This is a genomic window from Amycolatopsis sp. CA-230715, from assembly GCF_018736145.1.
In the GTDB taxonomy this organism is placed as follows: Bacteria; Actinomycetota; Actinomycetes; order Mycobacteriales; family Pseudonocardiaceae; genus Amycolatopsis.
The window spans coordinates 6,277,797-6,303,694 of the sequence record NZ_CP059997.1 but is presented as its reverse complement, the minus strand read 5'-3'; the positions used below and the strand labels follow the sequence as shown (position 1 = coordinate 6,303,694).

The following is a 25,898-nucleotide window of genomic DNA, read 5'->3' as shown; positions in this document are numbered from 1 at the left end:
CCGAGCGAGGCCCAGACAGTCCGCTAGGGGGATCGTAGCCCTCGCTACCCGGCGTCGCGCGCACCGGCTGGCAAGATCCGCCCCGGCGGTCGCGGCGGCACCGGAGCGCGGGTGATCACCCGCGCTCCCCGCCACTGTTCACCGGGGGCCGAACCCGCTGGTGAAGCCGGGGAAGCGGCGGTGAACAGCGTGCTGCGAGCGAACTGCTCGCGGCGGCCGTCGCGAGCAGTTCCCGCGCGCGGGAGATCCGGATTTCCGAGTGTGCGCGTCGTCTCACCTGGTCGGCGCGCGGCCGAGCCAGTCGAGGATCGCGCCGGAGACCGCGTCCGGTCGTTCGAGCGGGGTCAGGTGTCCCGCGCCCTCGATGGTGACCAGGTCCGCGTTCGACAGCGCCTCGGCCATGGCGGACGCCTCCGCGTGCGGGGTGAGGTTGTCGTGCTCGCCGACGAGGACGAGCGCGGGCACGTCGGCGCCGCGCAGCAGTTCGGCGGAATCCGGGCGCGCCGCCATCGCCCGCGCCGCCCAGGCGATACCCGCGGGCGGCTGGGATTCGATCAGGTCGCGCACCGTCTCGGTGACGTCCGGCCTGCTTTCGAGCGTCGACCCGGCGAGCAGGTTGGGGAGCATCTGCCCGGCCAGCCACCCCTCAATGCCTTCCTCGTCGGCGCGCTTCGCGAGCGCGTGCCGGTTCTCGGCGGCCTCGGGCTTGTCGGCGGACGCTTTCGTGTCGATCAGCACCAGGCCACCGACGCGCTCGGGCGCCGAGCGAAGCAGCGCGAGGGCGACGTACCCGCCCATCGAGCAGCCGCCGACGACGACCCGCTCCAGTTCGAGCTTGTCCAGCAGCGCCACCAGGTCGCGGGCGGCGTCGTCGAGGCTCGGTTCGCGGGTCGTCGCGGGCAACGGCGTCCTGCCGAGGCCACGCTGGTCCGGGGTGATCAGCCGCGCGCGACGGGAAAGCGGCTCGCGGATGCCGTTCCACATCCGCGAATCGAGCGGGAAGGCGTGCAGGAAGACGAGCGGGAGATCGAGCATGGTCGCCATTCTGTCGGACGCGGGGTCTACGGTGCCGGGGGTGACCGAGCAAGCGGGGATGGTCGACGAAATCAGGACGGAACGGCTGCTGCTGCGCCCGTTGCGGGAATCGGACCGCGCGCGATCGCTGGAGATCCAGCTCGACCCGCGCGCCAACCGGTTCACCCCGGAATCGGTGACGCCCGAGCAGGCGCGGGAGAAGTTCACCGCCTGGCTCACGCACTGGGCGCACCACGGGTTCGGGTACTTCGCGATCATCGAACCGGAAACGGGCGAATTCCTCGGCACCGGCGGCGTGCAGTACCGCGATTTCGACGGCGAGGACGTGCTCAACCTGTACTACCGGTTGAAACCGAGCGCGTGGGGCAACGGGTACGCCACCGAAGCCGCGGCCGCCGCCGTGGACTGGGCGGAGCGGTCCATGCCGGACAACCCGGTGGTGATCAGCGTGGCGATCGGGAACCACGCGTCGATCAGGGTCGCCGAGCGGCTCGGGTTCACCCGCTACAGCCAGAGCCTGCACCACGGCCTCTATTCGCGGCACTACCGACGCTGAAATCCGCGGCGTGCGGCGGTTTTTGGCTACACTCGGAGTACGTCGCATGGGGGCCGTGTTCGACCGGGGAGGGCTGCGTGCACGAGCACAGCGGGATCACTCGTGCGGAAATGCCGGAGGTCGGCGCCGTGGTGGTCTACAACGGCAGCCAGGAGGACCACCGGGGGCAGGTCTTCATCATCGAGGCCGCGCCCTGCTGCGCGATGTGCGCGAACCGCGACGACCGCGCACTGGAGGGAACACGAATCGTGCTGGCGAGGACGAGCGCGATCGGCACGGTCCGGATGCGTCACGTGCGACTCAGGAGCGTCATCATCGATCCGTTGCGCTGAGCGGCCATTCCCTCGGCAGCGGCGGGGTGAAACCCGGCAGGATCGCGGCGACGAGTTCGTCGAGCACTTCGTCCGCGTACCCGACCAGCAGGTGCTTCGCCCCGGGCAGCGCCACCACGCGCGCACCGGGCAGGACGGCGCAGCGTTCGCGCACGCCGTCGGGGCGCAGGAAGTCGTCGTGTTCGGGGACGAGCGCGGTCACCGGTTTGCCCGACGGCGCCCAGCGGGCGAGGTGGTCCTGGGTGCTCCAGCGCATCGGGGGCGCGATCAGCACGAGCCCGCGGACCAGCGGGTCGAGCCCGTAGCGGACGGCGAGGTCGGTCCCGAACGACCAGCCGGCGAGCCACACCTCGGGCAACGCGCGCGACCGGGCGAAGTCCAGTGCGGCGGCGACGTCGTGGCGTTCGGCTTCGGCAGAGCCGAACGATCCTTCGCTGTCCCCGGTGCCCCTGGTGTTGAACCGCAGCACCGCGAGCCCGGCCAGCGCGGGCAGCCGCGCGGCGGCCTTGCGCAGCACGTGCGAGTCCATCGAGCCGCCGTGCGTCGGCAGCGGGTGCAGCATGAGCACCGTCGCGATCGGCGCGCGGTCTTCCGGCAGCGCGAGTTCGCCGACGAGCCGCAGGCCGTCGGCGGTGCGCAGGACGATCGACTCGCGGATCGCGGGCAGCACCGCGTTGGGCCCGATCCTCACCACCGGCTCGGCCTCCTCGTCGCGCGGGACTGCCAGCACCCGCGGTGCCAGTGCCTGCGATCGGCCGAGGAACCGGTCTCGTCGGCCGGCCAGGCCACCACGTGCGGCACGCCCGGCCGGATCTCGTGGTCGCAGCCGGGGCACCGGTAGGTCTTGACCGCCTGCGCGCCGGGGACGCTGCGCACCAGCCACTCGCCGTCGGAGCCGGACTCGGTGCTCGCCCACCCGGTGGCACCACCCAGCACGGGTTCGTCGCGGCGGCCGCGCCCCGGCCGGTTTCGTCTGGGCACGAAACCACGGTAACCGGCTCAGCCGAGCGCGATCGCCAGCGGCACCAGTTGTTCCGCCGTGGTCAGCGAGCCGTGCTGCCCGACCAGCGAGGTCTCGACCGCCTCCGCGAGCCCGCGCACCATGCCGAACTCGCCGCGTGCGGCGGCAACGACGTCCCCGATCCGCGGCAGGACGCGGCTCGAAACCGGCCCGAACCAGCCCTCTTCGACGGCTTCTTCCCTCGATCGCACCCACGCCCGCTCACCGAGCGCCGAGCGCCATGCGGCGAGTACGTCGGCGGCGGCGCCCTGCTCGGTGTAGACGTGCCGTGCGCGCACTTCCCCGCCGAACGCGCGCACGCCGTCGAGCAGTTCGGGTTCGTCTTCGAGATCGAGCTTGTCCCGCACCACGACCATGCCGTGGTCGGCGACCACGGCCAGCATCGACCCCGGCAGCAGTCCGTCCACAATGGACTCGACGAGCCGATCTACTTGGCGGAGCTGGAAACGCCACGCCGGCGAACCCGGCCCGTGCAGGTGACCGAGCAGGTCCAGTTCGCTGTGGTAGCCGTAGCAGAACGACGGTGAGGGTTCGAGTGCGCGCAGGATGCCCGCGCCGAGATCGCCCAGCGCGTGCACCCCGTCGTATCGCGCGCCGCGCTGCACGGCCTCGGTCAACGCCGAGTGCTTGAACTTCGCGGCGGACACCACGCTCGTGTGGATTCCGGCCGCCGCGGCGCGCTCGAACGTCGTCGGCAACGGTTGCACGTCCCTCGGCGGCGCCGCGCCGCGGAGGTCGGCGCCGTCCTCGTGGCTGTTCCAGCGCAACGCGTTCAGCACGCCGACGCCGGGCAGTTCGAAGGTGTACCCGGTCATGCCGTGCTCGCCCGAGGCGACCCCGGTGCCGATGGCGGCCAGCCCCGCCGCCGTCGTCGACGGGTAGCCGACGCGCAACGTGCCCTTCGCGAGTTCGGCGAGCACCGGCGCGTCGGCGGCGTGGGCGTCCAGCAGTTCCCTGCCGAGCCCGTCGATCAGCAGCACGCACCCGCGCGAAATCGCCGGAAACCCCAGCGTGCCGTCGAAACCGGGCACGCCCAGCGCGGTGAGCGCGGACGGGACGACCTCGGCGAGGTGCGGATGCGCGGGTTCAGCCACGCCGACACCTTCCCACTTCCCCTCCGCCCGGCGCGAGCCCGATAATGGGCGCATGCCGACCTACGCCTATCGCTGCCGCGAGTGCACTCGGACGTTCGAGCTGAACCGGCCGATGAGCGAGTCGTCCTCGCCCGCCGAGTGCCCCGGCGGGCACCCCGACACCGTCAAGCTGCTGACCACCGTCGCGCTGACCGGCGCCGCGGCGGCACCCGCGCCGAGCGGCGGCGGATGCTGCGGCGGTGGCTGCTGCGGCTGACCGCGGTCGTAATGCTCACTGTGACCTTCGGGGCATAGAACTCGCCCGCCTACATCTCCGAGTGCCGCGAGGTCCGCACCGAAGGCGCGGCCATTGCCAACCTGACCACAACCGGCGTTCCGGTGCGCCCCGCGCGCCGGGAGCGTGCAGTCGGGCGCACGGCCCCTGGGCCCTCTAAAATTTGCGATGGCAGGGCGCCAACGCGATCAACCGGCGGGTCGAGCTGGGAGCCGCGCCCTGGCAGCGCAAATTTCGCCGCCCGATAGAATTACAGCCAGCCGCGGTCGCGGGCGATGGTCGCCGCATGCGCTTTGCTTTGCGCGCCCAGTTTCGCCATGGCCGCCGAAAGGTAGTTCCGCACGGTGCCTTCGGCGAGGTGCAGGCGTTTCGCGATGTCCGCGTTGGACGCACCGGTGGTGACTTCCCGCAGCAGCTCGCGTTCCCGGTCGGTCAGCGGGTCCGCGCCGTCCCACGCGGCGACGGCCAGTTCGGGGGCGACGACGCGCTCGCCCACGTGCACCCGGCGCAGGGCGGAGGCCAGGTCCCCGATCGGCGCGTCCTTGAGGACGTACCCCGCGACGCCCGCGTCGAGCGCGCGGCGCAGGTAACCGCTGCGCGCGAACGTGGTGACGATGAGGACGCGCGTGGCCGTGCCCCGGAGTTCGGCGGCGACGTCGAGTCCGGTCTTGCCCGGCATTTCGATATCGGTGAGCAGCACGTCGGGCCGGTGCTCGGCGACCGCGGCGAGCGCGTCGGCACCGGTGGTCGCGGTGGCCACGACCTCGATGTCCGCCTGGAGGTCGAGCAGCGCGGCGAAAGCGCCGAGCACCATGGACTGGTCCTCGGCGAGCACGATCCTGATCACGCCGCTCACACTGCCACCTCCAGCGGGACCGCGATGGTCACCGTGGTGCCCGCCGCCGTCATCCGCTCGATCCGGCCGCCGAGCGCGGTGACCCGCTCGCGCATGCCGGTCAGTCCGGTGCCTTCCCGAAACTTCCCGCCGACACCGTCGTCGGCGATCACCAACCGGACCTCGCCGTGCTCGCGGTCCAGGCCGATGTGGCAGGTGCGCGCCTTCGCGTGCCGCACCACGTTCGTGACGGCCTCGCGCAGCGCGAGTGCCAGTTCGTGTTCGGTGGACCCGACGAGCACGAGCCCGGGATCGCGCCGCACCACCAGTTCGACGCCGAGGGAGTCGAGCGCGGCCTTCGCGGATTCCAGCTCGCGGTCGAGGCTCGCCTGGCGCCAGCCGGTCAGCGCGCCGCGGACCTCGGCGAGCGCGTCTCGCGCGGTTTTCTCGATTTCGCCCGCTTCCTCGACGGCCCGCGCGGGATCCGCGGCGATCAGCTGCGCGCGCATGACGACCGCGGTGAGCGAATGCCCGAGCAGGTCGTGCAGATCGCGGGCGATGCGCTCGCGTTCGGTGACCGTGGCGAGGTGTTCGATCCTGGCGTTACGCAGGCGAAGCTCCGTCGCGACCCGCTCGCGATCCGCTTCCTCGACGGCCTCCAGCCCGATGACCCAGGTGAACACCAAGGACGGCAACACGCTCCACAACCGCCACGGCCAGTCGACCGGCATCACCGGGATCATCGCGAACAGCAGCAGGGTGAACGCGACGAACAGGCGGAACGCTACTCGGCGCGGCTCGGTGCGCGCGGCGAAGACGGCCGCGTACACGATCAGCACCGAGGCGCCGGAGTTCAGCCACACGGTGCACGCCGCGAACACGACGAGCGGCACCCACGAACCCCAGCGCGCGATCTCCGGCCGCAGGCTGCCGATGACCGTCAACGCGCCGCCGCCCGCCATCACGATCCCGGCGATCACCCAGTCCGCCACGCCCGCGTTCGGGTCGAACACCGGCTGGAACAACGGGATCAGCAGGTAGACGAGGTGCAGCCACCGCAAGAACCGCCACGGCGAGGCGCGCGTGGCGGTCTTCGGTTCCGGCGGACTCGTCATGGCTTGCCACGACGATAGGCCACCGCGGCCAGCGGCGCGGTCACCGCGGTCGTCCCGAGCAGCACCAGCACGTGCACCCCGGCGGCACCGCCGTAGAGCGGGGTCATCGCGAGCCGCGCCAGGTGGTAGGTCGGCAGGAACGGCGCGAGGTCCCGGACGAACCCCGGCATGATCTCCAGCGGCATCCACAGCCCGCTGAACACCGCCGACGGCAGCAGCAGCGCGTTCAGCACGGCGGCCGTGGCGTTCGGGCTGGCGACGAACCCGACGGCGAGGCCGAGCAGCGCGAACGGCAGCGCGCCGACGAGCAGGATCCCGGCGACCGCGAGCAGCCGCAGCGGCGGCGCGGTCAGCGCCCCGGTCAGTCCCGACGCGATCGCCATCGCGACGAGCAGGCCGAGCGCGTAGGGCAGCGCCGAGGCGACCTTCGCGGCGAGCGTGACTCCCACCGGAACGCCGGAAACCTGCTTCGCCCGCAACCAGCCGCGGTTCCGATCGGCCGCCACGCTCGTACCGGGGTTCAGCAGCGCCACGGTGAGCACGCCGAAGGTGCCGAACGTCGCCACCATCTGGGTCCCGACCGGACCGCCGAACTCCGAATTTCCCTTGCCGAACAAGGAAACGAAGAGCACGAACATGCCGATCGGCATCACGATCGAGAACAGCAGCGAGGTCGGCTCGCGCACGATCGCCCTCAGTTCGTCGACGAATTCGACCCGGAACAACCGCCCCGTCAGCCCGGTCTCGGTGCTCATGCCGCCACCTCCGTTCCATTCGTGAGCGCGAGAACCGCGTCTTCCAGGCCCGCGCCTTCCACCCGCAGTTCGGACAGGCCCGGGTCTTCGGCGAGGAGCACTCGAAGCAAGGTCTCGGGCGACCGGGTGGTGAGCCGGACGTGCTCACCTTCCCGGTCGACCGAGACCACCCCCGGGAGCCGGACCAGGCGCTCGCGGCCGAGGCCGGTCCGCGCCGTGACGGTGCGGTCCGGCAGCCTGCCGACGAGCTCGCCGGGCGTGCCGGTGGCCAGCACCCGCCCGTGGTCCAGTACTACGACGCGATCGGCCACCGCGGCCGACTCCTCGATGAGGTGCGTGGTCACCAGCACCCCGGTGCCCCGCGCCCGCCACCGCGCGAGAAGGTCCCAGAACCGCCTGCGGGCGGGCACGTCGAGGCCGACCGTCGGCTCGTCCAGTACGAGCAGCGCCGGATCCGCGACGAGCGCCATCGCGAGCTGGACCCGCTGCCGCTGGCCGCCGGACAGCTTGGCCGCGCGACGACCAGCGAGCTCGGTCAGGTCGAGTTCGGCGAGCACCGGGCCCGCCGCGTTCTTCGACCGCCCCGCCCTGATCGCGGCCCCCGCCACGACCTCGCCCACCTTGAGCGTGGTCGGGAACCCGAGCGTCTGCTGGACGACGCCGAGCCTGCGCCGGGTCGCCGCGCGGCGGGGATCGCCGCCCGCGAGCGAGATTTCGCCGTGCTGGCGCGGAAGCAGGCCGATCGCCAGGTTCACCAGGGTGGTCTTGCCCGCGCCGTTCGGGCCGAGCAGCGCGACGCACTCCCCCGTCGCGACGTCGAGGTCCACGCCGTCGAGCGCGCGGTTCGCGCCGTAGGAGTGCGACGCGCCGCGTACCCGCAGCGCCTCGCCGTTTTCGTTGCTGTTCACGGGAACAACTCTGCGGCGAGCGGTGCGGCGCCGGTAGTGCCCCGGTGTCACCGGACGGAGATGACGAATGTCAGGTGTAGTCGTGGAAGCCCTTGCCGGTCTTGCGGCCGAGCCGTCCCGCGGTCACCAGGTGCTCCAGCAACGGCGCGGGGGCGAAGCCCTCTTCCCGGAACTCGTCGAAAAGCGTCCGCTCGATCGCCAGCGAGACGTCCAGCCCCACCACGTCGAGCAGTTCGAACGGCCCCATCGGCAGGCCGCAGCCCACCTTCATCGCGGTGTCGATGTCGGCGACCTCGGCGTAGTGCGCTTCGAGCATCTTCACCGCGTCGTTGAGGTACGGGAAGAGCAGCGCGTTGACGATGAACCCGGCGCGGTCTCCACAGTGGACGGGATGCTTCCGCAGCTCACCGCACACGGCGTGCGCGGTGGCGACGACCTCGGGCGCGGTCGCGATGGTGCGCACCACCTCGACGAGCTTCATCACCGTCGCCGGGTTGAAGAAGTGCAGGCCGAGCACGTCCGACGGGCGCGCGGTCGCGGCGGCGCACTCGATCACCGGCAGCGAGGAGGTCGTGGTCGCCAGCACCGCGCCCGGTTTGGCGACCGCGTCCAGCGCCGCGAACACGTCCTGCTTGACCTCGAGCACCTCCGCGACCGCTTCCACCACGAGGTCCACATCGGACAGTGCGGAGTAGTCGACGGCGGGGGTGATCCTGGCGAGCGCGGCCGCCGCATCCTCTGTGGACAGTTTTCCCTTCGAAACGGCCTTGTCCAACGACTTGCGCACCTTCGCGAGCGCGGCCTCCGCCTTCTCGACACTGCGCGCCTTGAGCACGACGGGATAGCCGCGCTTCGCGAACACCTCGACGATGCCGGTGGCCATGGTGCCGGTGCCGACCACGCCGACCGACCGCACCGGCCGCACGCCACCGGAGTCCTCAGTGGACACTTCGAGCCCGTCGGCGACGACGGTCGGCGAATCGGGCGCGTCGTAGGTGTAGAACCCGCGCCCGCTCTTGCGGCCGAGCAGACCGGCGGTGATCATCTGCTTCAGCAGCGGCGCCGGTGCGTGCGACCGGTTGCGGGACTGGTTGTACATCGTTTCGAGGATCTGGAACGCGGTGTCGAGCCCGATGAGGTCGAGCAGCGCGAGCGGTCCCATGGGGTAGCCGCAGCCGAACCGCATGGCGGCGTCGAGATCCTCCCGCGAGGCGTAGCGCTGCTCGTACATCCGCACCGCGTGGTTGAGGTAGCCGAACAGGAGCGCGTTCGCGATGAACCCGGCGCGGTCGCCGATCACCACCGGCGTTTTCCCCAGTTTCCCGGCGAATTCGACGACATCGGCGACCACCTCCGGCTCGGTCACCACGGTCCGCACGATCTCGACGAGCTTGAGCACCGGCGCCGGGTTGAAGAAGTGCATCCCGACGACCTTGCCCGGCCGCGCGGTGTGCACGCCGATCTCGGTGACCGACAGCGAGGAGGTGTTGGAGGCGAAGATCGTTTCGGGGCCGGTGATCTTGTCGAGCTGGGCGAAAACCTCGGCCTTCCGCGCCAGGTCTTCCGGGATCGCCTCGATGACCAGTTCGCAGTCGGCCAGATCCGCCAGCGAGGTGGTGTAGGTGATGCGGCCGAGGAGTTCTTCGCGCGCCTTCGCGTCCAGCTTGTCCTTCGCCAGCGCGCGATCCGTCGAATTCTCCAGGTGCCCGCGCCCGCGCGCGACGCCCTCGTCGTCGATCTCGACGGCGGTCACGGTGAGTCCGCTGCGTGCGAGGACCTCCGCGATCCCGGCCCCCATCGTGCCCAGTCCCACCACGCCCACCCGGGCGATCTCGCGTGCCACGATCCGGCCTCCCAAAGGTTACCCGCTAGTAGCCAACGGGGCCGATGATGCCATGCCGGGGCCGAAAGGGCAGGTCCGAATCGAAACAGTGCGCACCGTACGGGTGAGAGTTGTCATCCCCGTCAGGGCCGTCGTCACCCGATGCCGCGGTGGTAGGACTTGTAGTCCATCCAGGCTTTGACGGTGTCGTGCAGGAGCACGCTGATCGTGAGGCCCGCCAGCACGATCCCGGCCACGGCCAACGGGGCGCCGCTGATCAGCATCACCACGCCGTTCACGATGATCACCGCTTCCAGCACGACGAGCAGGTTGCGGCCCCAAACCACGCCGAAGCTCACCACGACCGCCGAAACGACCAGCAGCACCGCCGCCGCGAACGAAACGTATTCGGCGGCGTAAGCCAGTTCCGGGCTGACGAGTTTCTGGCCGTGGCTCTCGGCATCGGAGATCTCCACCGCGAGAAGCACGCCGAAGAGGCCGTTCAACACCGCCTGCACGACCACGAAGATCAGCACGCCGACGAGCCTGCCCGGCATCGGCATGCGCAACGCGGGTGCGGGTTCGCCACCCGCCAAGGGTTCATCGGTCGTCATCGTTCACCTTCCGTGCACGCCATCGGGCACGGGGGACGATAAGGGCACCGGCGCGGGACCCCTCCCGGACGCTACTCGTCGAAGTCGCGCGCCACGAGGTCCTTCACCCGTTCCACCGCGGTGCCCGCGTCGGCGCCCTTCGCGAGCACCTCGATGCGATCGCCCTGGCGCGCGCCGAGCGACATCAGCGCGAGGACGCTGTGCGCGTCGGCCTCCTGCTCGCCGAGCCGCACGGTGACCTCGGTGTCGAGCCCGGCCAGCGCGCGCACCAGCAGTGCGGCGGGCCGCGCGTGCAGGCCGACGTCGTTGCGCAACGTCAGTTCCACGGACTCGGCCGCGCCGGAATCCGTGCTCGCGCCCGTTTCCGCCTGCGCGCCCGCCTTCGCGGCCGCCGCCGCGACCGCGGCCCGGTCGGCGCCGCCCTGCGCTTCGACCGCGGCGGCCACCGCGCCCTCGACGAGCGGCGCGTCGACGACGACGGCGTCCACTTCGCCGTCCAGGGTTTCCACCGCGAGTTCGGCCGTCATCTGCGCGCTGCCGAGGTCGTAGAGGAGCACCACGCCCGCGCCCGAATCCGCGTCACGCGCGGCCTGGGACACCGCCTCGAAATCGGTGCCGATACCGCCGCCGTCGAGGCCGCCCGCGGCGACCAGCTTGACGTCCGGCGCCATCTGCGCGGCGAGTTCGGCGACCCCGGCGGCCAGGGTCGCGCTGTGCGAAACGAAAACCAGACCCACGCTCACTTGGCCGCCTCCGCGAGCGCTCGCAGCACGAGCGCGGTCGAGCGCGCTCCCGGATCGAGGTGGCCGACCGCCCGCTCCCCGAGGTAGGAAGCCCTTCCCTTTCGCGGCACCAGGTCCACAGTGGACTCGGCACCGCGGTCGGCGGCGTCGGCGGCCGCGGTCAGCACGGCGGCGACCCCGTCCGCGACGGCACCGCGCGCGGCTTCGACGGCGGGCGCCAGCGCGTCGACCATCGTCGCGTCGCCCACTTCCGCCTTGCCCCGCGCCCGCACGCCTTCCAACGCCGCGGCGAGCAGCTCCGCCACCGCCTCGGCGTCCACTTCGGACCGATCGCCGAGCTTGGTCGCGGCGCGCAGGAAAGCGGTGCCGTACAACGGGCCCGCCGCGCCGCCCACCTTCGAAATGAGCGTCGTCGCGGCCGTCTTCAGCACCGCGCCCGGAGTTTCCGGCACGGTCTCGATGGCGGCCACGACCGCGGTGAACCCGCGGTTGAGGTTCTCGCCGTGGTCCGCGTCGCCGATCGCCCTGTCCAGTTCGATCAGTTCGACGCGGTGCTCGGCGACCACGGAAGCGACCGCTCGCAGCGCCTCGGCCACGGATTCGGTGGTGCAGGCCATCATCACACTCCCCGTCGCAGCGCCGCGGTGTGCACCGGCGCGTCCCAGAGTTCGGTGAGCTCGTCGTCGAGCTTCAGCAGCGTGAGACTGATTCCCTGCATCTCGAGGCTGGTGATGTACGGGCCGACGAGCCTTCGCCTGACCACGATGCCACGCTCGGCCAGCAGTCGCTCGGCGATGCCGTGCGCGAGGTACAGCTCGATCGGCGGCGTGCCGCCCATCGAGTTGGTGAACAGCAGCACCTCGTCACCGGAGGAGAACGGCAAATCGGCGGCCACGGCCTCGACCATCCTGGCCACCAGCGCATCCGCGGGCTCGGCCTTGATCCGCTCGCGCCCCGGCTCGCCGTGGATGCCGATGCCGAACTCGATCTCGTCGTCGGCGAGGGTGAAGCTCGGCTCGCCGACGTGCGGCACCGTCGGCGGGGTCAGCGCGACCCCGATCGACCGGACCTGCCCGATCACCTTGCGCGCCACCGCTTCCACCGCGTCCAGCGCATCGCCGCGCTCGGCCGCGGCGCCCGCGAGCTTCTCCAGCAGCACCGTTCCGCCGACACCGCGCCTGCCCGCGGTGAACGTCGAATCGGCGACCGCGACGTCGTCGTCGATCACCACGCTGCGCACGTCCGCGCCCTCGGCGGCGGCGAGCTCGGCCGCCGTCTCGAAGTTCAGCACGTCCCCGGTGTAGTTCTTGACGATCAGCAGCGCGCCCGCGTCGCTCGCCGACGCCTGCACGGCCGCCTGCACGGCGTCCGGGGTCGGCGAGGTGAACACCGGGCCGGGTACCGCGGCGGCGAGCATGCCCTGCCCGACGAACCCGCCGTGCAGCGGCTCGTGCCCGGAGCCGCCACCGGAGATCACCGCGACCTTGCCCGCGACCGGCGCGTCGGCGCGCACCACGACCGCGGGATCCTCCTGTACGCGCAGGATGTCCGAATGCGCCAGCGCGAGCCCGCGCAGGGATTCCGCCACCACGGTCCCGGGATCGTTGATGATCTTCTTCATCACGGCCTCCAACTGGTCGGGGGTCTACGTCTTCGGCAGCTTCTTGAGCACGCTCTTGGCGCCCTTGGCGGCCTTTCCGCACGGGTCGTCGGTGGAAGCCTGCGCGGAGTAGTTCTCGTAGGCGAACGTCACCAGCTCGGACTTCTTGTCGTCCACCTTGCGGTGCACCCATTCCAGCTTGCAGTTCGAAGACGTCTTGGACGCCTCCTGGGTCGCCTTCGTGCCGTCGAGGTCCACCTCGGGGTTCTTGTCACTCGCGGTCTGCGGCATGGCGATCGTGAAGGACAGCGTCAGCGTGGCACCCCCGGTCTTCGACCAGGTGCACCGGTGCAGCCCGATCGGCGCCGCCTTCGCGTCGGCACCCGCGAGCTCCTTGACGACCGCGTCGTCGGGCACCGTGCACAGGTCCACGCCGAGCGCCGAACCCGGCGCGACCTCGAACTTCGGCGGGTCGCCGTGCAGCTTCTGGATCACCTTCTGCAGCGCCACCCCGGCGGGCTGGCACGGCTCACCACCGGTGTAGCTGCTCTGGACCTGCACGCCGAGCGCGGGATCGCGCTGGGTCAGCGCCGAGACGTAGCAGAAGCCGCCGTTGGCGCTCTCGATCCTCGGCAGGCCCTCGACCACGCCGGTCTTGTCGTCGGGGCCGGTGCTGATCGATTCGCCGAGCCCGATCGTCAGCCGGATCGTCTTGCCGCCCGCGTCCTTGACCTCGATCGAGCACTTGCTGAGGCCGAAGTCGTCCGGCTCGCCGGGGGTGCCGAGATCGGCCAGCGTCGGCCCGGCGATCAGCTTGCACGGGTCGACCGCCCGCAGCTTGGCCGCGGTCACGGCCGGATCGGTGATCGGGCCTTCCGGTGCCTTGTCCGAACCGGCGCCGGCCTGTGCGGAGACGGTGGTGCGGGCGAAGTTGGCCTTGCCGAGATCCTGGCCACCGCAGCCGCCGACGGTGACGGCGGCCGCGACGGTCAGCGAAAGCAGCGCGGTGCGGCGAAGCCGGCGGGCGCGAACAGTGGAGAACACGCCTGCACGGTATCGGCAGCGGCTTCGCCGCGCGCGCAGAACCTCGCTATTCGCCCGCGGGCGGGCTTTCCGGCTCCTCCTCCGGCACCTGCAGCGGGCGGACCTTGGCCCACACCACGAACAGCGCCGCGAACACCAGCATGCCGATACCGGCCCACAGGTTGATGTTGACGTCCGCGGCCTTCGCCAGATCGGCGTCGGTGGTGAACCCGATGCCCATGATCGTCAGCACGATGCCGTACACGCCGACGAGCAGCGCGATGATCATGCGGATGTCGAAGGCACCCGCCCGGCGCGTCGCCGGTTTCGATTCGGTCGCCATGGCTCGTCCCTCCTAGAAGATGATGTTGAGGCCGATGGTCAGGATCAGCACGATGCCCGCGAGCAGGCCCGGCTTGCGGTACCAGCCCGCGTTTTCGCCGGTCTCGTCGTGCGTACGCGTCTCCTTCGGCGTGAGCGAATAGACGAGCCCGACCAGTTCCTTGTCCGCCTTGGGCTTCGTCGCGAGCGAAACACCGACACTAACGACCACGTCGACGACGAAGGCCGTGCCCGCGGCGACGAAGCTGATGCCCTGCCCGGTGAGGCCGAGGATCTCCGCCTGGGAAAGGCCCCACACGGTGATCGCCGACGCGGTACCGAGCACGAGCCCGATCCACCCGGCGGCCGGGGTCATCCGCTTCCAGAACATGCCGAGGATGAACGTGGCGAACAGCGGCGCGTTGAAGAACGAGAACAGGTCCTGGAGGTAGTCCAGGATGTTGCCCGAGTTCGACGCGATGAACGCGGTGCCGATCGCCAGCACGGTACCGATGGCGGTGATCAAGCGGCCGAGGCGGAGGTAGTACCCGTCCGGCCGGTCCTTCTTCACGTACGTCTGCCAGATGTCGTAGGTGAAGACGGTGTTGAACGAGCTCAGGTTCGCCGCCATCCCGGCCATGAACGACGCGAGCAGGCCCGCGATCGCGACACCGAGCATGCCGTTGGGCAGCAGGTCGCGCATGAGCAGCAGGAGTGCGTTGTTGAAGGTGACGCCGGTCGAACCGTCCTTGCCCGCCAGCAGTTCCGGCTTGTCCTTGATGTACTCCGACACCGTGACCGCGGCGATCATGCCGGGGATGATCACGATGAACGGCACCAGCATCTTCGGGAAGGCGCCGATGATCGGGGTACGCCTCGCCGCGGACATGCTCTTCGACGCCATCGCGCGCTGGACCTCGACGAAGTTCGTCGTCCAGTACCCGAACGAGAGCACGAACCCGAGCCCGAAGACCAGGCCGAGCACGGACAGGAAGTTGTTGCCGAAGCCGGTCAGGTTGTCACCCGGCCACGAGTGCAGCTGCGCGGAGCCGCCGGGGCTGCCGGTGACCTTGTCCACCAGGCCCTGCCAGCCGCCGACCTTCACCAGGCCGACGATGGTCAGCGGCAGCAGCGCCGCCACGATCACGAAGAACTGCAGCACCTCGTTGTAGATGGCGGCCGAAAGCCCGCCGAGCGCGGTGTAGGAGAGCACGATGGCCGCGGCCACGATGATCGAGATCCAGATCGGCCAGCCGAGCAGCAGGTTCACCACGCTCGCGAGCAGGAACAGGTTCGCGCCCGCGATCAGGATCTGGGCCGCGGCGAAGCTGATGCCGTTGACCAGGTGCGCCGGTTTGCCGAAGCGGCGGCGCATGAACTCCGGGACGCTGCGCACCTTCGAGCCGTAGTAGAACGGCATCATCACGATGCCGAGGAACAGCATCGCGGGGATGGCGCCGATCCAGAAGTAGTGCACCGTCGGCAGGCCGTACTTGGCCCCGTTCGCCGACATGCCCATCACCTCGACGGCACCGAGGTTCGCCGAGATGAACGCGAGCCCGGTGACCCAGGCGGGCAACGAGCGGCCGGACAGGAAGAAGTCGAGGCTCGACGACACCTGCCTTCGCGCCAGGTAACCGATGCCGAGCACCAGTACGAAATAGAACGCGAGCAGCACGTAGTCGATGGCGCTCGCGTTGAGGCGCAGGTTCGCCTCAGCCAGCACATGCACCCGAGCCACCTCCAGATCCCGAGGACGTCCACACCGGTGAAGACGTCAGCAACCGAACAACACTGAACAACAAACATCACGGCGAAGCCGCTCGCGGACCTTACTGCATTAATTCAGCCACGGGAATCCAACCGCACGATGGCTTCCTGCGCTCGGTCAAGTACAGAGTGCACCCATCGGGGCGAAGGCAACAGCACTGAACAGGCGAAACGCGCCGCCCGGTGTCGGTGCGGCGCGTTTCGAGGGGGCTCAGAAGAGGCGGAACTCGTCCGATTCGATACCGCGGAGCGCGTCGTAGTCGAGCGTCAGGCAACGGATGCCGCGGTCCTCCGCGAGGGTCTTGGCCTGCGGTTTTATCAGCTGAGCGGCGAAGACACCCTGCACGGGCGCCAGGAGCGGGTCACGATTCAACAACTCCAGGTACCTGGTCAGCTGTTCGACCCCGTCGATCTCGCCGCGCCGCTTGATTTCGACGGCCACCGACTTGCCCTCGCCGTCGCGGGCCATGATGTCCACCGGCCCGATCGCGGTCGGGAACTCGCGGCGCACGAGCGTGTACCCGTCGCCGAGTTCGGTGATGTGCTCGGCGAGCAGCTCCTGCAGGTGCGCCTCGACGCCGTCCTTGACCAGGCCGGGTTCGGCGCCGAGCTCGTGCGCGGAATCGTGCAGCACCTCGTCGATCGTGATCACCAGCTTCTCGCCGGTCTTGTTCTGCACGGTCCACACGGCACCGTCCTCGATGAGCCAGCACGGCGGGCTCATCCAGTTCAGCGGCTTGTAGGCGCGGTCGTCGGAGTGCACGGACACCGAGCCGTCGGCCTTCACCAGCAGCAGCCTGGTGGCCATGGGGAGGTGGGCGGTGAGCCGGCCGGCGTAGTCGACCTGGCATCGAGCGATCACGAGGCGCACCCGGCGAGGGTAGGCGACGGCGGCCGGTCGCCCGGTACCGGGTGGCGCGCCGGACACGGTTCGGTCACGCCGCTCCGGCGGGCAACCCGGCGCGCGGGACGGACGTGTTCACCACGCGACGGCACCACTGCCGCGCTCCTTTACACCACACACTCCAGGGGGATTGTCATGTCTTTTTTCCACCGGGCGAGAAACAGCAGAACCGCACGGACGGTAATGGCGTGCACCGTCGCACTGCTCGCCGGGATCGGCACGGCTGGCACGGCTTCGGCGGCGGCACCGTCCTTCCAGGTTCGTGATTTCACCTTGGACGGCAAGGAAGATCTCGGCGTGCGCACCGAGGGCGGCGCACTCGTGGTGCACCCGCACTCCGGCCGCTTCGACGGCACGAAAACACTGAAGAACGGTGTCCCGATCAATTACGGCTGGAGCCGTTCGGCGTGGATTTCCGCGGCCGATTTCACCGGTGACGGGAACGCGGACGTCATCGAATGGGAATACCTCGGCGGCAATATCAGAATGTACCCGCATTCGGGCCACTTCGACGGCACGAACACGCTCGGACCGCGCGAGGTCAACTTCACCGACTCCAACCGCGACCACCGGTTCTTCGCGCGCGACTTCACCGGTGACGGCCTCGCGGACCTGCTCGTCCTCGAAGGCGACGGCAACCTCTACCTGATGCGCAACACCGGGCGCTACGGCAACCAGCGGTTCGCGCCGGTGGAGCGGATCGGCACCGGGTTCGGCGGCGCCGACTGGATCGACGCCGCCGATCTGAACGGCGACGGCAGGCCCGAGGTGCTCGCGAGGTGGGCCGACCGGGTGTTCGCGTTCGAGCAGTTCAACGGCGGTTACACCGGGCTGACCGGCCCGCGTCCCGGCCCGGTCACCGGCGTCACCGACTTCGGCGGCGGCTGGTCGGGATCGAGCATCGCGCTCAAGGACATGACCCTCGACGGGCGCCCCGACCTGGTCCTGCTCGGTTCCGACGCGCGCCGCGTGCTCACCGTGCACGCGAACCAGGGCGGGTTGTCCCCGCGCACGTTCGGCGATTCCGCGGGCGGCACCGTGATCAGCGAGTACGCCGACGCGAACCTGATGTTCTGACCGGTGGCGGGGACGGCGGCGCCGTCCCCGCCATACTGGCCCCATGATCGAACGCGAAGGCACCCGCGAGGTCTACCGGAACGACTGGATGACCGTGCGCGAGGACGCCATCCGCAGGCCCGACGGCTCGCCAGGTATCTACGGCGTGGTGGACAAGCCCGACTACGCGCTGATCATCCCGGCCGACGGCGACCGGCTGCACCTCGTCGAACAGTTCCGCTACCCGATCGGGCTCCGGCGGTGGGAGTTCCCCCAGGGCACCGCGCCTGGCCTGGCGGACACCGAGCCCGCCGAACTGGCCGCCCGCGAACTGCGCGAGGAAACCGGCCTCGCGGCGGGATCCATGGTCGAACTCGGCGTGCTGGACCTGGCACCGGGCACGTCGAGCCAGCGCGGCCGGGTGTTCCTCGCGACGGACCTGACCGAGGGCGCGCCCGAGCGCGAACTGGAGGAGCAGGACATGCGCGCGGCCTGGTTCACGCGTGCGGAGTTCGAGAAAATGCTGCTGTCGGGGGACATCACCGACTCGCAGTCGATCGCCGCCTACTCGTTCCTGCTCCTGCGCGGCCGCTAGTGTCCCGCGCCGGAAATCCGTGCGATGTGATCGGCCAGCTCCAGCCACTATCTACAATGGACTACCGCGCGGGCACGCGCGCTCCGGGCAACGTCGGCAGCGCGAGGAGACCCGCATCCCGCGTCGCGGACTCATATCCCTGGCCTCGTCGCGTTTTGGGGTTTGAAGTGGATCAGGACGATGCCTTGGCGGAATGCCGCGCGTAGTCGGTCCGGGTCGAGGTTGCCGTCGTTGTCGAGTTCGATGCCGGCGAATTTGCCGTGAACGGGGTTGCGGACGAGAATGATCTTGTACAGGGACGCTGCTTGGTCGGGTTTGGTGATCACCTGGGCGTGCATCGCCCGTTCTTCGCCGCGAACTCGGACCTTGGCCGTCGCGCCACCGCGGAGGTTCATGGCCCAGTTGCCGGGTGAGCCGACGAGGATGTCTCCGTGGTGTTCGACGTAGCCGACCGGGATGCGATAGGCACGTCCGGTTTTGCGGCCGGTGATGGTCACGACGGCCAGGCGGCCACTGAGGATCTGGTGCACCGGCGATCGCAGCAGCCAGAGAACAATTCTGTTGAAGAACTTCTGCATCGGCATTGTTCGGAAAGGCCGCGGCTGAGGAGTGGCGTTATCGGGCATGGTGGCGCGTCCCTTCCGTTACCGGGCCCGCGCCCCGGTTGTCGTTCGGCGCTGCGTCACGGATCTGGAACGCGGCAGCGTGCTCGCGCGCCCACTGGGCGAATGTGATCGCGGGACGGCCGAGGAGTCGCTGGATGGTGTCGGTGGTGCCGGGCGGGTGATCGAGCAGATGGGCCAGTCGGGCCACGTAGGCGTCGGCGAAGCCGTCGGGTGCGCCGATTCGCGCCATGCCCTGCCGGACGGCTGTGGCCGGTATTTCCTGGTAGCGCAGTCGACGGTTGGTTACCGCGCCGAGGTCTGCGACCAGGCGGTGTTGGCTGAGTGCCTGTGGCCCGGTCAGCTCCAGCCGGCGGCCTGCCAGATGCGCGCCGTCCTCGGACAGGGCCAGTGCCGCGACGGCGGCGATGTCGCGCGGGTCGACCGGGGTTTCCCGCACAGCGGCGAAGGGCCCGCGGACGACGTCGCCGGCACGGAGCTGGTCGGCCCAGTGCAGGGCGTTGGTGTGGAAGGTGGCAGGCCGCAGGCTCACCCATTCCACGCCGCTCGCGACCACCGCGGCTTCGACCTCCCGATTGCGGTGACCGAGAAACCGCGACGGCTGCTGCCCCTCGGGGGCCTCGACGTTACTGGCCGCCAAAACGACCAGGCGGCCCACGCCCGCGTACCGCGCCGCCGCGACCAGCTTGTCGGCGTTTTCGCCGACAGCCGCGGGATTGACGAACACCGCGTGCACGCCGTGAAGAAGCCCCGCGGGCACATCCGTCCGGGCCAGGTCCGCCCCGACGACCTCAACCGGGTCCGGTAGGCCCGCGGCAGCGGGGTCACGGCTGACCGCACGGACGCCGCTCCGGCCGGTGAGGAGCCGCTCGATCAGATGCCGGCCGACCGTGCCGGTCGCCCCGGTAACGAGGATCATCGTCGACCTTCCCATCCTGTGGTTGGTTTGTTCACACCGACAGGACGGGACCGAATCAGCGAAAGTTACCGGCACAGGCGAGTCCGATCGGGTAACTATCGCGGGCGCGAGTTCGTCCTAGTAGCGGGGTCGCCGAGCGGCGCGACCCTCTGATGACCGACCCAGGGGCACAGTGATGACGGAACCGAACCCCGACGACCGGATCACTCGCGTGTGGTGGGACAACCACGCTTACCTCGTCGACCTCGCGTTCCGCATGCTCGGCGACATCGGCGAGGCCGAGGACATCGTCCAGGAGTCGTTCACACGACTTGCCGCCACCACCGCTGACCAGATCGACACCGAACGCGGCTGGCTGACCGTGGTCACCAGCCGGCTGTGCCTGGACCAGCTGCGCTCCGCCCGAGCCCGCCGCGAACGCACCGACGAGGCCGCTGTGCACAACGCGTCCGGGCCACTGGGCGCGCAACCCTCGATCGACCCGGCCGACCGGATCACCCTCGACGACGAGGTCCGGGCCGCGCTCGACATCGCGTTAGGACGCCTCAACCCCGCCGAACGGGTCGCGTTCATCCTCCACGACGTGTTCGCCACCCCGTTCGACACCATTGCCCGAACCCTCGGCAAACCCGTCGGCACCTGCCGCCAACTCGCCCGACGCGCCCGACGGAAGATCGCCACCGCCTCGGACCGCCCCGACGACCGCGTCGCGCCCGAGCACCGCGTCGTCACCCAGACCTTCATCCATGCCTGCGCCACCGGGGACCTCGACGCGTTGATCACCGTGCTCCATTCCGACGTCTGGGGGGTCGCCGAGTTCATCGGCAGCGAGTCCGCGCCGCGCCGCGTCAACCACGGCGCCCAGACCGTCGCCCACACCCTGATGCGCTTCTTCGGCCCCGGCACCACCCTCGTCTCCCTCCCTACCGCCGGTGACCCCGTCCTGCGCGCCTACCGCCACTACACCGCCTATGCCACAACGACGCTCACCATCGAGGACAACCGCATCCGGCAGGTGCACGTCACCCTGTTTCCCGGCCCACCCGCAACCGGAACCGGAGAACCGGACTAGTCCGGCCAGACCGGTGAGCGCTTCTCCAGGAACGCGGCCATTCCTTCGCGCGCGCCGGGGAGCTGGGACGCCGAGGCCATCACTTCGAGCGCGATCGCGTACGCGTCGGCTTCGGGGCGGTCGAGCTGGGCGTAGAGGGTCTGCTTGCCCATCGCCTTGCTGGCCCTGCTCCCCTTCGTCGCGCGCGCCAGCAGCTCCGCGACGGCGTCGTCGAGCTGGTCGTCCGGGACGACCCGGTTCACCAAACCCCAGTCCAGCGCGGTTTCCGCGTCGACGACGTCCCCGGTGAGCGCGAGCTCCATCAGGCGCTTGCGGCCGATCGACCTGGCGACCGGCACCGCGGGCGTGTGGCAGAACCAGCCGCCCTTGCCGCCCGGCAGCGCGAACCCGGCCGAAGCCGCGGCCACCGCGAGATCGCAGGTGGCGACGAGCTGGCAGCCCGCGGCCGTGGCGAGGCCGTGCACGCGCGCGACGACGACCTGCGGCACCGACTGCATGGTGTGCATCAGATCGGTGCACAGGCGCAGCAGCTCGCGCACGCCCGTCAGGTCGCGCGCGGCGACGTCACCGAAGTCGTGGCCCGCCGAAAACACCGGGCCCGCGCCCGCCAGCACGATGCCGGTCGCGTCCGTCTCGCCCGCTTCGCGGAACGCGGCGAGCAGCTCCGAAAGGTGCTCCGCGGACAGGGAATTGCGGCGGGAGGCGCGGTTCATGGTGATCGTGACGGTGTCGCCGTCACGCTTGACGAGAAGGTGTTCGTACTCGGCCATACCCCGACAGTAACCCCGCCGGGGGTGCCCGGTCAGTCCGCCAGGCCCTTGGTTTCCCGCACCAGGGCGACGATGCCGTCCATGATGTCGGTCAGCTCGTAGTCCTTCGGCGTGAACACGCGGGCGATGCCGCGTTCGGTGAGCAGCGCCGCGTCGTCGGGCGGGATGATGCCGCCGACGATCACCGGGATGTCCTCGGCACCGGCGGCGCGCAGGCCGTCGACCACCTCGGGCACCACCTCGAGATGCGACCCGGACAGCACCGACAGCCCGACCACGTGCACGCCCTCCTGGACGGCGGCCGCGACGATCTGCTCCGGGGTGAGCCGGATCCCCTGGTACACCACCTCGAACCCGACGTCGCGGGCGCGCACGGCGACCTGCTCGGCGCCGTTGGAATGCCCGTCGAGCCCCGGTTTCCCGACCAGGATCCGCAGCCGCTCGCCCAGTTCCTCCTCGGTGCGGCGCACCCGTTCGCGGACGCGTTCCAGCTCCGCCGCGCCCGCGCCGGAGGCCGAGGCCGCCGACACCCCGGTCGGCGCACGGTACTCGCCGAACACGTCGCGCAGCGCCTGCGACCATTCGCCGGTGGTCACGCCCGCGCTCGCGCACTGCAGCGTCGCCTCGAACAGGTTCGTGGTGGTTCCCGCGACCGCGCGAAGGTTGTCCAGCGAGGCGGTCACCGTGTCGTTGTCCCGCTGCTCGCGCCATTCTTCCAGCGCGGCGACGGCCTGCTTCTCCACGGCGGGATCGATCGTCTCGATCGCCTTCGCGCCTTCGGCCTGCAACGGGCTCGGCTCGGTGGTCTCGAACTTGTTGACCCCGACGAGGATCCGTTCGCCGCCTTCCATCCCGCGCCGGTACTCGGCGAGCGAGGAAACCAGCTGCGACTTCATGTAGCCGCTTTCCACCGCCGAGACCGCGCCGCCCATTTCGAGTACCCGATCGATCTCCTCGCGCGCACCGGCCTTGATCTCGTCCACTTTGGACTCGATGACGCGCGAACCGTCGAAGATGTCCTCGTACTCCAGCAGATCCGTCTCGTAGGCGAGCACCTGCTGCATGCGCAGCGCCCACTGCTGGTCCCACGGCCTCGGCAGGCCGAGCGCCTCGTTCCAGGCTGGCAACTGGATCGCCCGCGCCCGCGCGCCGCGGGACAGCGACACCGCGAGCATTTCCAGCACGATGCGCTGGACGTTGTTCTCCGGCTGCGCCTCGGTCAGGCCGAGCGAGTTCACCTGGACGCCGTACCGCAGGCGGCGGGCCTTCGCGTCCGTCACGCCGTAGCGGTCCCGCGTGATCTCGTCCCACAGCGCGGTGAACGCGCGCATCTTCGACATCTCTTCGACGAACCGCACGCCGGCGTTGACGAAGAACGAGATCCGCGCGACCACCCGCGCCATGTCGGCTTCCTCGACCTGGCCGGAGTCGCGCACCGCGTCGAGCACGGCGATCGCGGTGCACAGCGCGTAGGCGACCTCCTGCGTCGGCGTGGCGCCCGCTTCCTGCAGGTGGTAGCTGCAGATGTTGATCGGGTTCCACTTCGGCACGTGGTGCACGGTCCACGCGATCATGTCGGTGATCAGGCGCAGGCTCGGCCCCGGCGGGAAGATGTAGGTGCCGCGGGAAAGGTATTCCTTGATGATGTCGTTCTGCGTGGTGCCGGTGAGCTTCGCGAGCACCTCGTCAACGTCGCGCTCTTCGGCCTGCGCCTGTTCCTTGGCGACCGTGACGTAGAGCGCGAGCAGCCACATCGCCGGCGCGTTGATCGTCATCGAGGTGTTGGCCTCGGCGAGCGGGATGCCGTCGAAGAGGCGCCGCATGTCGCCGATGTGCGCGATCGGCACGCCGACCTTGCCGACCTCGCCCTTCGCGAGCTTGTGGTCGGCGTCGTACCCGGTCTGGGTCGGCAGGTCGAACGCGACCGACAGGCCGGTCTGCCCCTTGGCGAGGTTGCGCCGGTACAGCTCGTTCGAGGCAGCGGCCGACGAGTGCCCGGCGTAGGTTCGCATCACCCACGGCCGGTCACGTTCGCGATCGGTTGGATAGGGCACAGGGCACCTCCGCGGTGGACGTCTCGCCGGAGTATACCCGCCAGTAACTTAACCCGGCGAGTGGAACTCACCACGCTGTGACCGAAATCCGCGAGCTTCCAGGTGGTTCTCCCGGTTACGGTCGTGCCGTGACATGGAGTCTTTACGGCAGCTTCCTGATCATCGTGGTCCTCGTCGTGCTCGCGCCGGGACCGGACACGATGGTCATGCTCAAGAACGCACTCGCCGGCGGCGCCAGGGGCGGCCTGCTGGCCATCTCCGGCATCGTCGCGGGAAACCTCGTCCAGGGCAGCGCGGCCGCGCTGGGCCTCGGTGTGCTGCTGACCAGGTCGCAACCGGTGTTCATCACGCTGAAGTGGGTCGGCGCCGCCTACCTCGCGTACCTGGGCGTGCAGGCGATCCGCGGCGCGCTGCGCGGCAGGTACCAGGAGGTGGCCGAGCAACAGCGCGGCAAGGCGAGCGGGTTCCGGCGCTGGCGCGAGGGCTTCCTGTCGAACATCACGAACCCGAAGGTGCTCGTGCTGTACCTGTCGGTGCTGCCGCAGTTCCTCGACCCCGCGACCACCACGACGGTCGACGCGCTGATGCTCGCCTACACCGTCGCCGTGCTGGGCGGGCTGTGGCTGCTGACGCTGCTCTTCTTCGTGCACCGGGTGCGCGCCTGGCTGAACCGCCGCCGCGTCCGCCGCGCGCTCGACGGCGCGACCGGCACCGCCCTGATCGGCTTCGGCGCCGCGCTCGCGCTGGAATCCTCGTAACCGGCCGCGGTCAGCCCGCGAACGGTTCGCGGCGGCCCAGCGCTCCGGTCGTGGCGATCAGGTCCCGGATGGTGACGGCGTCGTCGATCTCCCACAGGATCAGGGGCGTGGGCAGGGCGGAAAGCCTGCGGCGGGGGCTGATCGGACCGAGCGCCCGGTCGATGACCGAGGCCGAACCGAGCACGATGGTGCCGGTGCCCGTGGGGCGCTTCCTGAGCTGCGGCGGCGTCGGCGACTTCAGATACACCGACCGTTCGTAACCGCGGCCGAGGTCGCACACCCTGATCGCCCGCAGATTCGTTACCGCGTACCGGGTCCGGCGCAGCGCGAAGCTCCGCAGAAACGGCCTGCCGATCGTGCCACCGAGCACCAGCACGAAGGCGGTGCTCTCGGCGACGACCATCGTGACGTCGAGCCCAGCGCCGTCGCGCGAGGTGGCTGCCCGGCTGGTGGTGAAGAAGAAAACGGCCTGGAACCCGAACCAGAGCAGACCGACGGCGATCAGCACGGCGTCGACGACGTCGAAGGTGAGGTAGCGCGTGGGTCTGCCCGTCCAGCGCAGCTCTTCCCCAGGATAAAGATCGAACTCCCCAGTGGTCATGCGAAATATTAGCGTGCGAATCGGGCGCCGGTTGCCCGCGTTATCGCATCGAGGCTAGTTTTCCCACCATGACTTGGGGTGTGTACTGGAGTTTCGTGCTGCTGGTCGGATTGCTGGCGATCGTGCCGGGGCCGGACAGCATGGTCGTGCTGAAGAACGCGCTCGCCGGTGGCGCGCGCGGCGGCCTGCACGCGACGGGCGGGATCGCCTGCGCGAACGTGCTGCAGGGCACCGCCGCCGCGCTGGGCCTCGGCGCGCTGATCACGCGGTCGCAGCCGGTGTTCCAGACGGTGCGCTGGCTCGGTGTCGCCTACCTCTGCTACCTCGGGTTCCAGGCGCTGCGCGGGGCGTGGAAAGGAAAGTACGACCGGCTGGACGATCCGCGCCGCGCGGGCACGAAGGCGTTCCGGCGCTGGCGCGAAGGATTCCTGTCGAACCTGACCAACCCCAAGGTGCTGGTCATGTACCTCTCGCTGCTGCCGCAGTTCCTGCATCCCGGCGTGACCACCGCGGGCGACGCGCTGCTGCTCGCCTACACCGTCGCCGCGCTGGGCGTGCTCTGGCAGCTGACGCTGCTGTTCCTGGTGCACCGGGTCCGGAACTGGATCTCGCGGCGGCCGGTGCGCCGCGGCCTCGACGGCACCACCGGCGCGGTCCTGATCGGATTCGGCGCCGCGATGGCGCTGGAATCCTGAATCCGTCTTGCCCCGGCGCGGTCGGGTTCTCCG

30 protein-coding genes are annotated in these 25,898 nt (G+C 70.1%); 8 read left to right on the top strand and 22 right to left on the bottom strand.

What is annotated here, in order from left to right; genetic code table 11:
• Positions 1 to 273 precede the first annotated feature (273 nt).
• Positions 274 to 1,035, bottom strand: a complete 762-nt coding sequence (locus HUW46_RS30320) for an alpha/beta fold hydrolase (protein ID WP_215542188.1) — start codon at positions 1,033 to 1,035, stop codon at positions 274 to 276.
• 40 nt (positions 1,036 to 1,075) lie between these two features.
• Between HUW46_RS30320 and HUW46_RS30315 the strand changes: the two genes are divergently transcribed.
• Positions 1,076 to 1,591 carry a GNAT family N-acetyltransferase gene (locus HUW46_RS30315; RefSeq protein ID WP_331477153.1) on the top strand — a complete coding sequence of 172 codons (516 nt, stop codon included), beginning with the start codon at positions 1,076 to 1,078 and terminating at the stop codon, positions 1,589 to 1,591.
• Positions 1,592 to 1,668: 77 nt separating this feature from the next.
• Complete coding sequence (locus HUW46_RS30310) at positions 1,669 to 1,923, top strand: hypothetical protein (RefSeq protein WP_215542186.1); 255 nt, start codon at positions 1,669 to 1,671, stop codon at positions 1,921 to 1,923.
• Here HUW46_RS30310 and HUW46_RS30305 read toward each other — a convergent pair.
• Genes HUW46_RS30305 through HUW46_RS30295 form a run of 3 tightly spaced genes read right to left on the bottom strand, consistent with a single transcriptional unit; the run spans position 1,904 to position 4,038 of the window.
• On the bottom strand, positions 1,904 to 2,617 hold the full coding sequence (locus HUW46_RS30305; RefSeq protein WP_254125041.1) for an alpha/beta hydrolase: 714 nt from the start codon (positions 2,615 to 2,617) through the stop codon (positions 1,904 to 1,906). The genes HUW46_RS30310 and HUW46_RS30305 overlap by 20 nt on opposite strands.
• Positions 2,611 to 2,904 (bottom strand): hypothetical protein, encoded by a 294-nt coding sequence (locus tag HUW46_RS30300; protein ID WP_215542185.1) that lies wholly within the window; start codon positions 2,902 to 2,904, stop codon positions 2,611 to 2,613. Before HUW46_RS30300 ends, HUW46_RS30305 begins: the two co-directional genes overlap by 7 nt.
• 18 nt (positions 2,905 to 2,922) lie before the next feature.
• Positions 2,923 to 4,038 (bottom strand): alkaline phosphatase family protein, encoded by a 1,116-nt coding sequence (locus tag HUW46_RS30295; RefSeq protein WP_254125039.1) that lies wholly within the window; start codon positions 4,036 to 4,038, stop codon positions 2,923 to 2,925.
• 52 nt (positions 4,039 to 4,090) lie between these two features.
• On the opposite strand from HUW46_RS30295, the gene HUW46_RS30290 reads away from it, so the two are divergent.
• Entirely contained in the window at positions 4,091 to 4,294 is a 204-nt protein-coding gene (locus HUW46_RS30290; protein WP_215542183.1) for an FmdB family zinc ribbon protein, read from the top strand.
• Between the two features lie 268 nt (positions 4,295 to 4,562).
• Here the strand turns inward: HUW46_RS30290 and HUW46_RS30285 are convergent, their stop codons facing one another.
• From HUW46_RS30285 to nucS, 13 genes are all read right to left on the bottom strand, one after another.
• Positions 4,563 to 5,159 carry a response regulator transcription factor gene (locus tag HUW46_RS30285; protein WP_215550201.1) on the bottom strand — a complete coding sequence of 199 codons (597 nt, stop codon included), beginning with the start codon at positions 5,157 to 5,159 and terminating at the stop codon, positions 4,563 to 4,565.
• A gap of 5 nt (positions 5,160 to 5,164) precedes the next feature.
• Positions 5,165 to 6,262 (bottom strand): sensor histidine kinase, encoded by a 1,098-nt coding sequence (locus HUW46_RS30280; RefSeq protein ID WP_215542182.1) that lies wholly within the window; start codon positions 6,260 to 6,262, stop codon positions 5,165 to 5,167.
• Positions 6,259 to 7,017 carry an ABC transporter permease gene (locus HUW46_RS30275; protein ID WP_254125037.1) on the bottom strand — a complete coding sequence of 253 codons (759 nt, stop codon included), beginning with the start codon at positions 7,015 to 7,017 and terminating at the stop codon, positions 6,259 to 6,261. The genes HUW46_RS30280 and HUW46_RS30275 overlap by 4 nt, the downstream gene beginning before the upstream one ends.
• A complete protein-coding gene (locus HUW46_RS30270; RefSeq protein ID WP_254125035.1) occupies positions 7,014 to 7,925 on the bottom strand; it encodes an ABC transporter ATP-binding protein in 912 nt (303 codons plus the stop codon). Before HUW46_RS30270 ends, HUW46_RS30275 begins: the two co-directional genes overlap by 4 nt.
• A 70-nt stretch (positions 7,926 to 7,995) precedes the next feature.
• Positions 7,996 to 9,768 carry a 3-hydroxyacyl-CoA dehydrogenase family protein gene (locus HUW46_RS30265; RefSeq protein ID WP_215542181.1) on the bottom strand — a complete coding sequence of 591 codons (1,773 nt, stop codon included), beginning with the start codon at positions 9,766 to 9,768 and terminating at the stop codon, positions 7,996 to 7,998.
• A 134-nt stretch (positions 9,769 to 9,902) separates the two neighbouring features.
• A complete protein-coding gene (locus tag HUW46_RS30260) occupies positions 9,903 to 10,361 on the bottom strand; it encodes a hypothetical protein (protein WP_215542180.1) in 459 nt (152 codons plus the stop codon).
• Between the two features lie 71 nt (positions 10,362 to 10,432).
• Positions 10,433 to 11,104, bottom strand: coding sequence for a dihydroxyacetone kinase phosphoryl donor subunit DhaM (gene dhaM, locus HUW46_RS30255; protein ID WP_215542179.1), 672 nt, complete (start codon positions 11,102 to 11,104; stop codon positions 10,433 to 10,435).
• Positions 11,101 to 11,721 (bottom strand): dihydroxyacetone kinase subunit DhaL, encoded by a 621-nt coding sequence (gene dhaL, locus HUW46_RS30250; RefSeq protein WP_215542178.1) that lies wholly within the window; start codon positions 11,719 to 11,721, stop codon positions 11,101 to 11,103. Before dhaL ends, dhaM begins: the two co-directional genes overlap by 4 nt.
• A gap of 2 nt (positions 11,722 to 11,723) precedes the next feature.
• On the bottom strand, positions 11,724 to 12,725 hold the full coding sequence (gene dhaK / locus HUW46_RS30245; protein ID WP_215542177.1) for a dihydroxyacetone kinase subunit DhaK: 1,002 nt from the start codon (positions 12,723 to 12,725) through the stop codon (positions 11,724 to 11,726).
• 24 nt (positions 12,726 to 12,749) lie between these two features.
• A complete protein-coding gene (locus HUW46_RS30240; RefSeq protein ID WP_215542176.1) occupies positions 12,750 to 13,748 on the bottom strand; it encodes a DUF3558 domain-containing protein in 999 nt (332 codons plus the stop codon).
• Positions 13,749 to 13,794: 46 nt separating this feature from the next.
• Positions 13,795 to 14,070 (bottom strand): hypothetical protein, encoded by a 276-nt coding sequence (locus tag HUW46_RS30235; RefSeq protein WP_215542175.1) that lies wholly within the window; start codon positions 14,068 to 14,070, stop codon positions 13,795 to 13,797.
• A gap of 12 nt (positions 14,071 to 14,082) precedes the next feature.
• A complete protein-coding gene (locus HUW46_RS30230; protein WP_215542174.1) occupies positions 14,083 to 15,780 on the bottom strand; it encodes a sodium:solute symporter family protein in 1,698 nt (565 codons plus the stop codon).
• A 249-nt stretch (positions 15,781 to 16,029) separates the two neighbouring features.
• Entirely contained in the window at positions 16,030 to 16,689 is a 660-nt protein-coding gene (gene nucS / locus HUW46_RS30225) for an endonuclease NucS (protein ID WP_215542173.1), read from the bottom strand.
• Positions 16,690 to 16,905: 216 nt separating this feature from the next.
• On the opposite strand from nucS, the gene HUW46_RS30220 reads away from it, so the two are divergent.
• Both HUW46_RS30220 and HUW46_RS30215 read left to right on the top strand, forming a co-directional pair.
• Positions 16,906 to 17,799: an FG-GAP repeat domain-containing protein gene (locus tag HUW46_RS30220; RefSeq protein WP_215542172.1), complete on the top strand. Its 894-nt coding sequence runs from the start codon at positions 16,906 to 16,908 to the stop codon at positions 17,797 to 17,799.
• A gap of 43 nt (positions 17,800 to 17,842) precedes the next feature.
• Positions 17,843 to 18,373, top strand: coding sequence for an NUDIX domain-containing protein (locus tag HUW46_RS30215; RefSeq protein WP_215542171.1), 531 nt, complete (start codon positions 17,843 to 17,845; stop codon positions 18,371 to 18,373).
• A 131-nt stretch (positions 18,374 to 18,504) separates the two neighbouring features.
• Here the strand turns inward: HUW46_RS30215 and HUW46_RS30210 are convergent, their stop codons facing one another.
• Both HUW46_RS30210 and HUW46_RS30205 read right to left on the bottom strand, forming a co-directional pair.
• Positions 18,505 to 18,951, bottom strand: a complete 447-nt coding sequence (locus HUW46_RS30210; RefSeq protein WP_215542170.1) for a nitroreductase/quinone reductase family protein — start codon at positions 18,949 to 18,951, stop codon at positions 18,505 to 18,507.
• 37 nt (positions 18,952 to 18,988) lie between these two features.
• Entirely contained in the window at positions 18,989 to 19,915 is a 927-nt protein-coding gene (locus HUW46_RS30205) for an NAD(P)H-binding protein (protein ID WP_215542169.1), read from the bottom strand.
• A gap of 175 nt (positions 19,916 to 20,090) precedes the next feature.
• Between HUW46_RS30205 and sigI the strand changes: the two genes are divergently transcribed.
• On the top strand, positions 20,091 to 20,987 hold the full coding sequence (gene sigI, locus HUW46_RS30200; RefSeq protein ID WP_215542168.1) for an RNA polymerase sigma factor SigI: 897 nt from the start codon (positions 20,091 to 20,093) through the stop codon (positions 20,985 to 20,987).
• Here the strand turns inward: sigI and HUW46_RS30195 are convergent.
• On the bottom strand, positions 20,984 to 21,757 hold the full coding sequence (locus HUW46_RS30195; RefSeq protein WP_215542167.1) for an enoyl-CoA hydratase-related protein: 774 nt from the start codon (positions 21,755 to 21,757) through the stop codon (positions 20,984 to 20,986). The genes sigI and HUW46_RS30195 overlap by 4 nt on opposite strands.
• 32 nt (positions 21,758 to 21,789) lie before the next feature.
• Positions 21,790 to 23,811, bottom strand: a complete 2,022-nt coding sequence (locus HUW46_RS30190) for a protein meaA (protein ID WP_215542166.1) — start codon at positions 23,809 to 23,811, stop codon at positions 21,790 to 21,792.
• 128 nt (positions 23,812 to 23,939) lie between these two features.
• Between HUW46_RS30190 and HUW46_RS30185 the strand changes: the two genes are divergently transcribed.
• Positions 23,940 to 24,569: a LysE family translocator gene (locus HUW46_RS30185; protein ID WP_215542165.1), complete on the top strand. Its 630-nt coding sequence runs from the start codon at positions 23,940 to 23,942 to the stop codon at positions 24,567 to 24,569.
• 10 nt (positions 24,570 to 24,579) lie between these two features.
• Here the strand turns inward: HUW46_RS30185 and HUW46_RS30180 are convergent, their stop codons facing one another.
• On the bottom strand, positions 24,580 to 25,170 hold the full coding sequence (locus HUW46_RS30180; RefSeq protein ID WP_215542164.1) for a hypothetical protein: 591 nt from the start codon (positions 25,168 to 25,170) through the stop codon (positions 24,580 to 24,582).
• 68 nt (positions 25,171 to 25,238) lie between these two features.
• Between HUW46_RS30180 and HUW46_RS30175 the strand changes: the two genes are divergently transcribed.
• Positions 25,239 to 25,865 carry a LysE family translocator gene (locus HUW46_RS30175; protein ID WP_215542163.1) on the top strand — a complete coding sequence of 209 codons (627 nt, stop codon included), beginning with the start codon at positions 25,239 to 25,241 and terminating at the stop codon, positions 25,863 to 25,865.
• Positions 25,866 to 25,898: the final 33 nt, after the last annotated feature.

What these genes read in the sequence shown, in the direction of transcription:
- HUW46_RS30320 (WP_215542188.1), bottom strand. Translation starts at nt 1,035, where the DNA reads ATGCTCGATCTCCCGCTCGTCTTCCTGCACGCCTTCCCGCTCGATTCG.
- HUW46_RS30290 (WP_215542183.1), top strand. Translation starts at nt 4,091, where the DNA reads ATGCCGACCTACGCCTATCGCTGCCGCGAGTGCACTCGGACGTTCGAG.
- HUW46_RS30280 (WP_215542182.1), bottom strand. Translation starts at nt 6,262, where the DNA reads ATGACGAGTCCGCCGGAACCGAAGACCGCCACGCGCGCCTCGCCGTGG.
- HUW46_RS30275 (WP_254125037.1), bottom strand. Translation starts at nt 7,017, where the DNA reads ATGAGCACCGAGACCGGGCTGACGGGGCGGTTGTTCCGGGTCGAATTC.
- HUW46_RS30260 (WP_215542180.1), bottom strand. Translation starts at nt 10,361, where the DNA reads ATGACGACCGATGAACCCTTGGCGGGTGGCGAACCCGCACCCGCGTTG.
- dhaL (WP_215542178.1), bottom strand. Translation starts at nt 11,721, where the DNA reads ATGGCCTGCACCACCGAATCCGTGGCCGAGGCGCTGCGAGCGGTCGCT.
- dhaK (WP_215542177.1), bottom strand. Translation starts at nt 12,725, where the DNA reads ATGAAGAAGATCATCAACGATCCCGGGACCGTGGTGGCGGAATCCCTG.
- HUW46_RS30235 (WP_215542175.1), bottom strand. Translation starts at nt 14,070, where the DNA reads ATGGCGACCGAATCGAAACCGGCGACGCGCCGGGCGGGTGCCTTCGAC.
- HUW46_RS30220 (WP_215542172.1), top strand. Translation starts at nt 16,906, where the DNA reads ATGGCGTGCACCGTCGCACTGCTCGCCGGGATCGGCACGGCTGGCACG.
- HUW46_RS30215 (WP_215542171.1), top strand. Translation starts at nt 17,843, where the DNA reads ATGATCGAACGCGAAGGCACCCGCGAGGTCTACCGGAACGACTGGATG.
- HUW46_RS30210 (WP_215542170.1), bottom strand. Translation starts at nt 18,951, where the DNA reads ATGCAGAAGTTCTTCAACAGAATTGTTCTCTGGCTGCTGCGATCGCCG.
- HUW46_RS30205 (WP_215542169.1), bottom strand. Translation starts at nt 19,915, where the DNA reads ATGATCCTCGTTACCGGGGCGACCGGCACGGTCGGCCGGCATCTGATC.
- sigI (WP_215542168.1), top strand. Translation starts at nt 20,091, where the DNA reads ATGACGGAACCGAACCCCGACGACCGGATCACTCGCGTGTGGTGGGAC.
- HUW46_RS30195 (WP_215542167.1), bottom strand. Translation starts at nt 21,757, where the DNA reads ATGGCCGAGTACGAACACCTTCTCGTCAAGCGTGACGGCGACACCGTC.
- HUW46_RS30180 (WP_215542164.1), bottom strand. Translation starts at nt 25,170, where the DNA reads ATGACCACTGGGGAGTTCGATCTTTATCCTGGGGAAGAGCTGCGCTGG.
- HUW46_RS30175 (WP_215542163.1), top strand. Translation starts at nt 25,239, where the DNA reads ATGACTTGGGGTGTGTACTGGAGTTTCGTGCTGCTGGTCGGATTGCTG.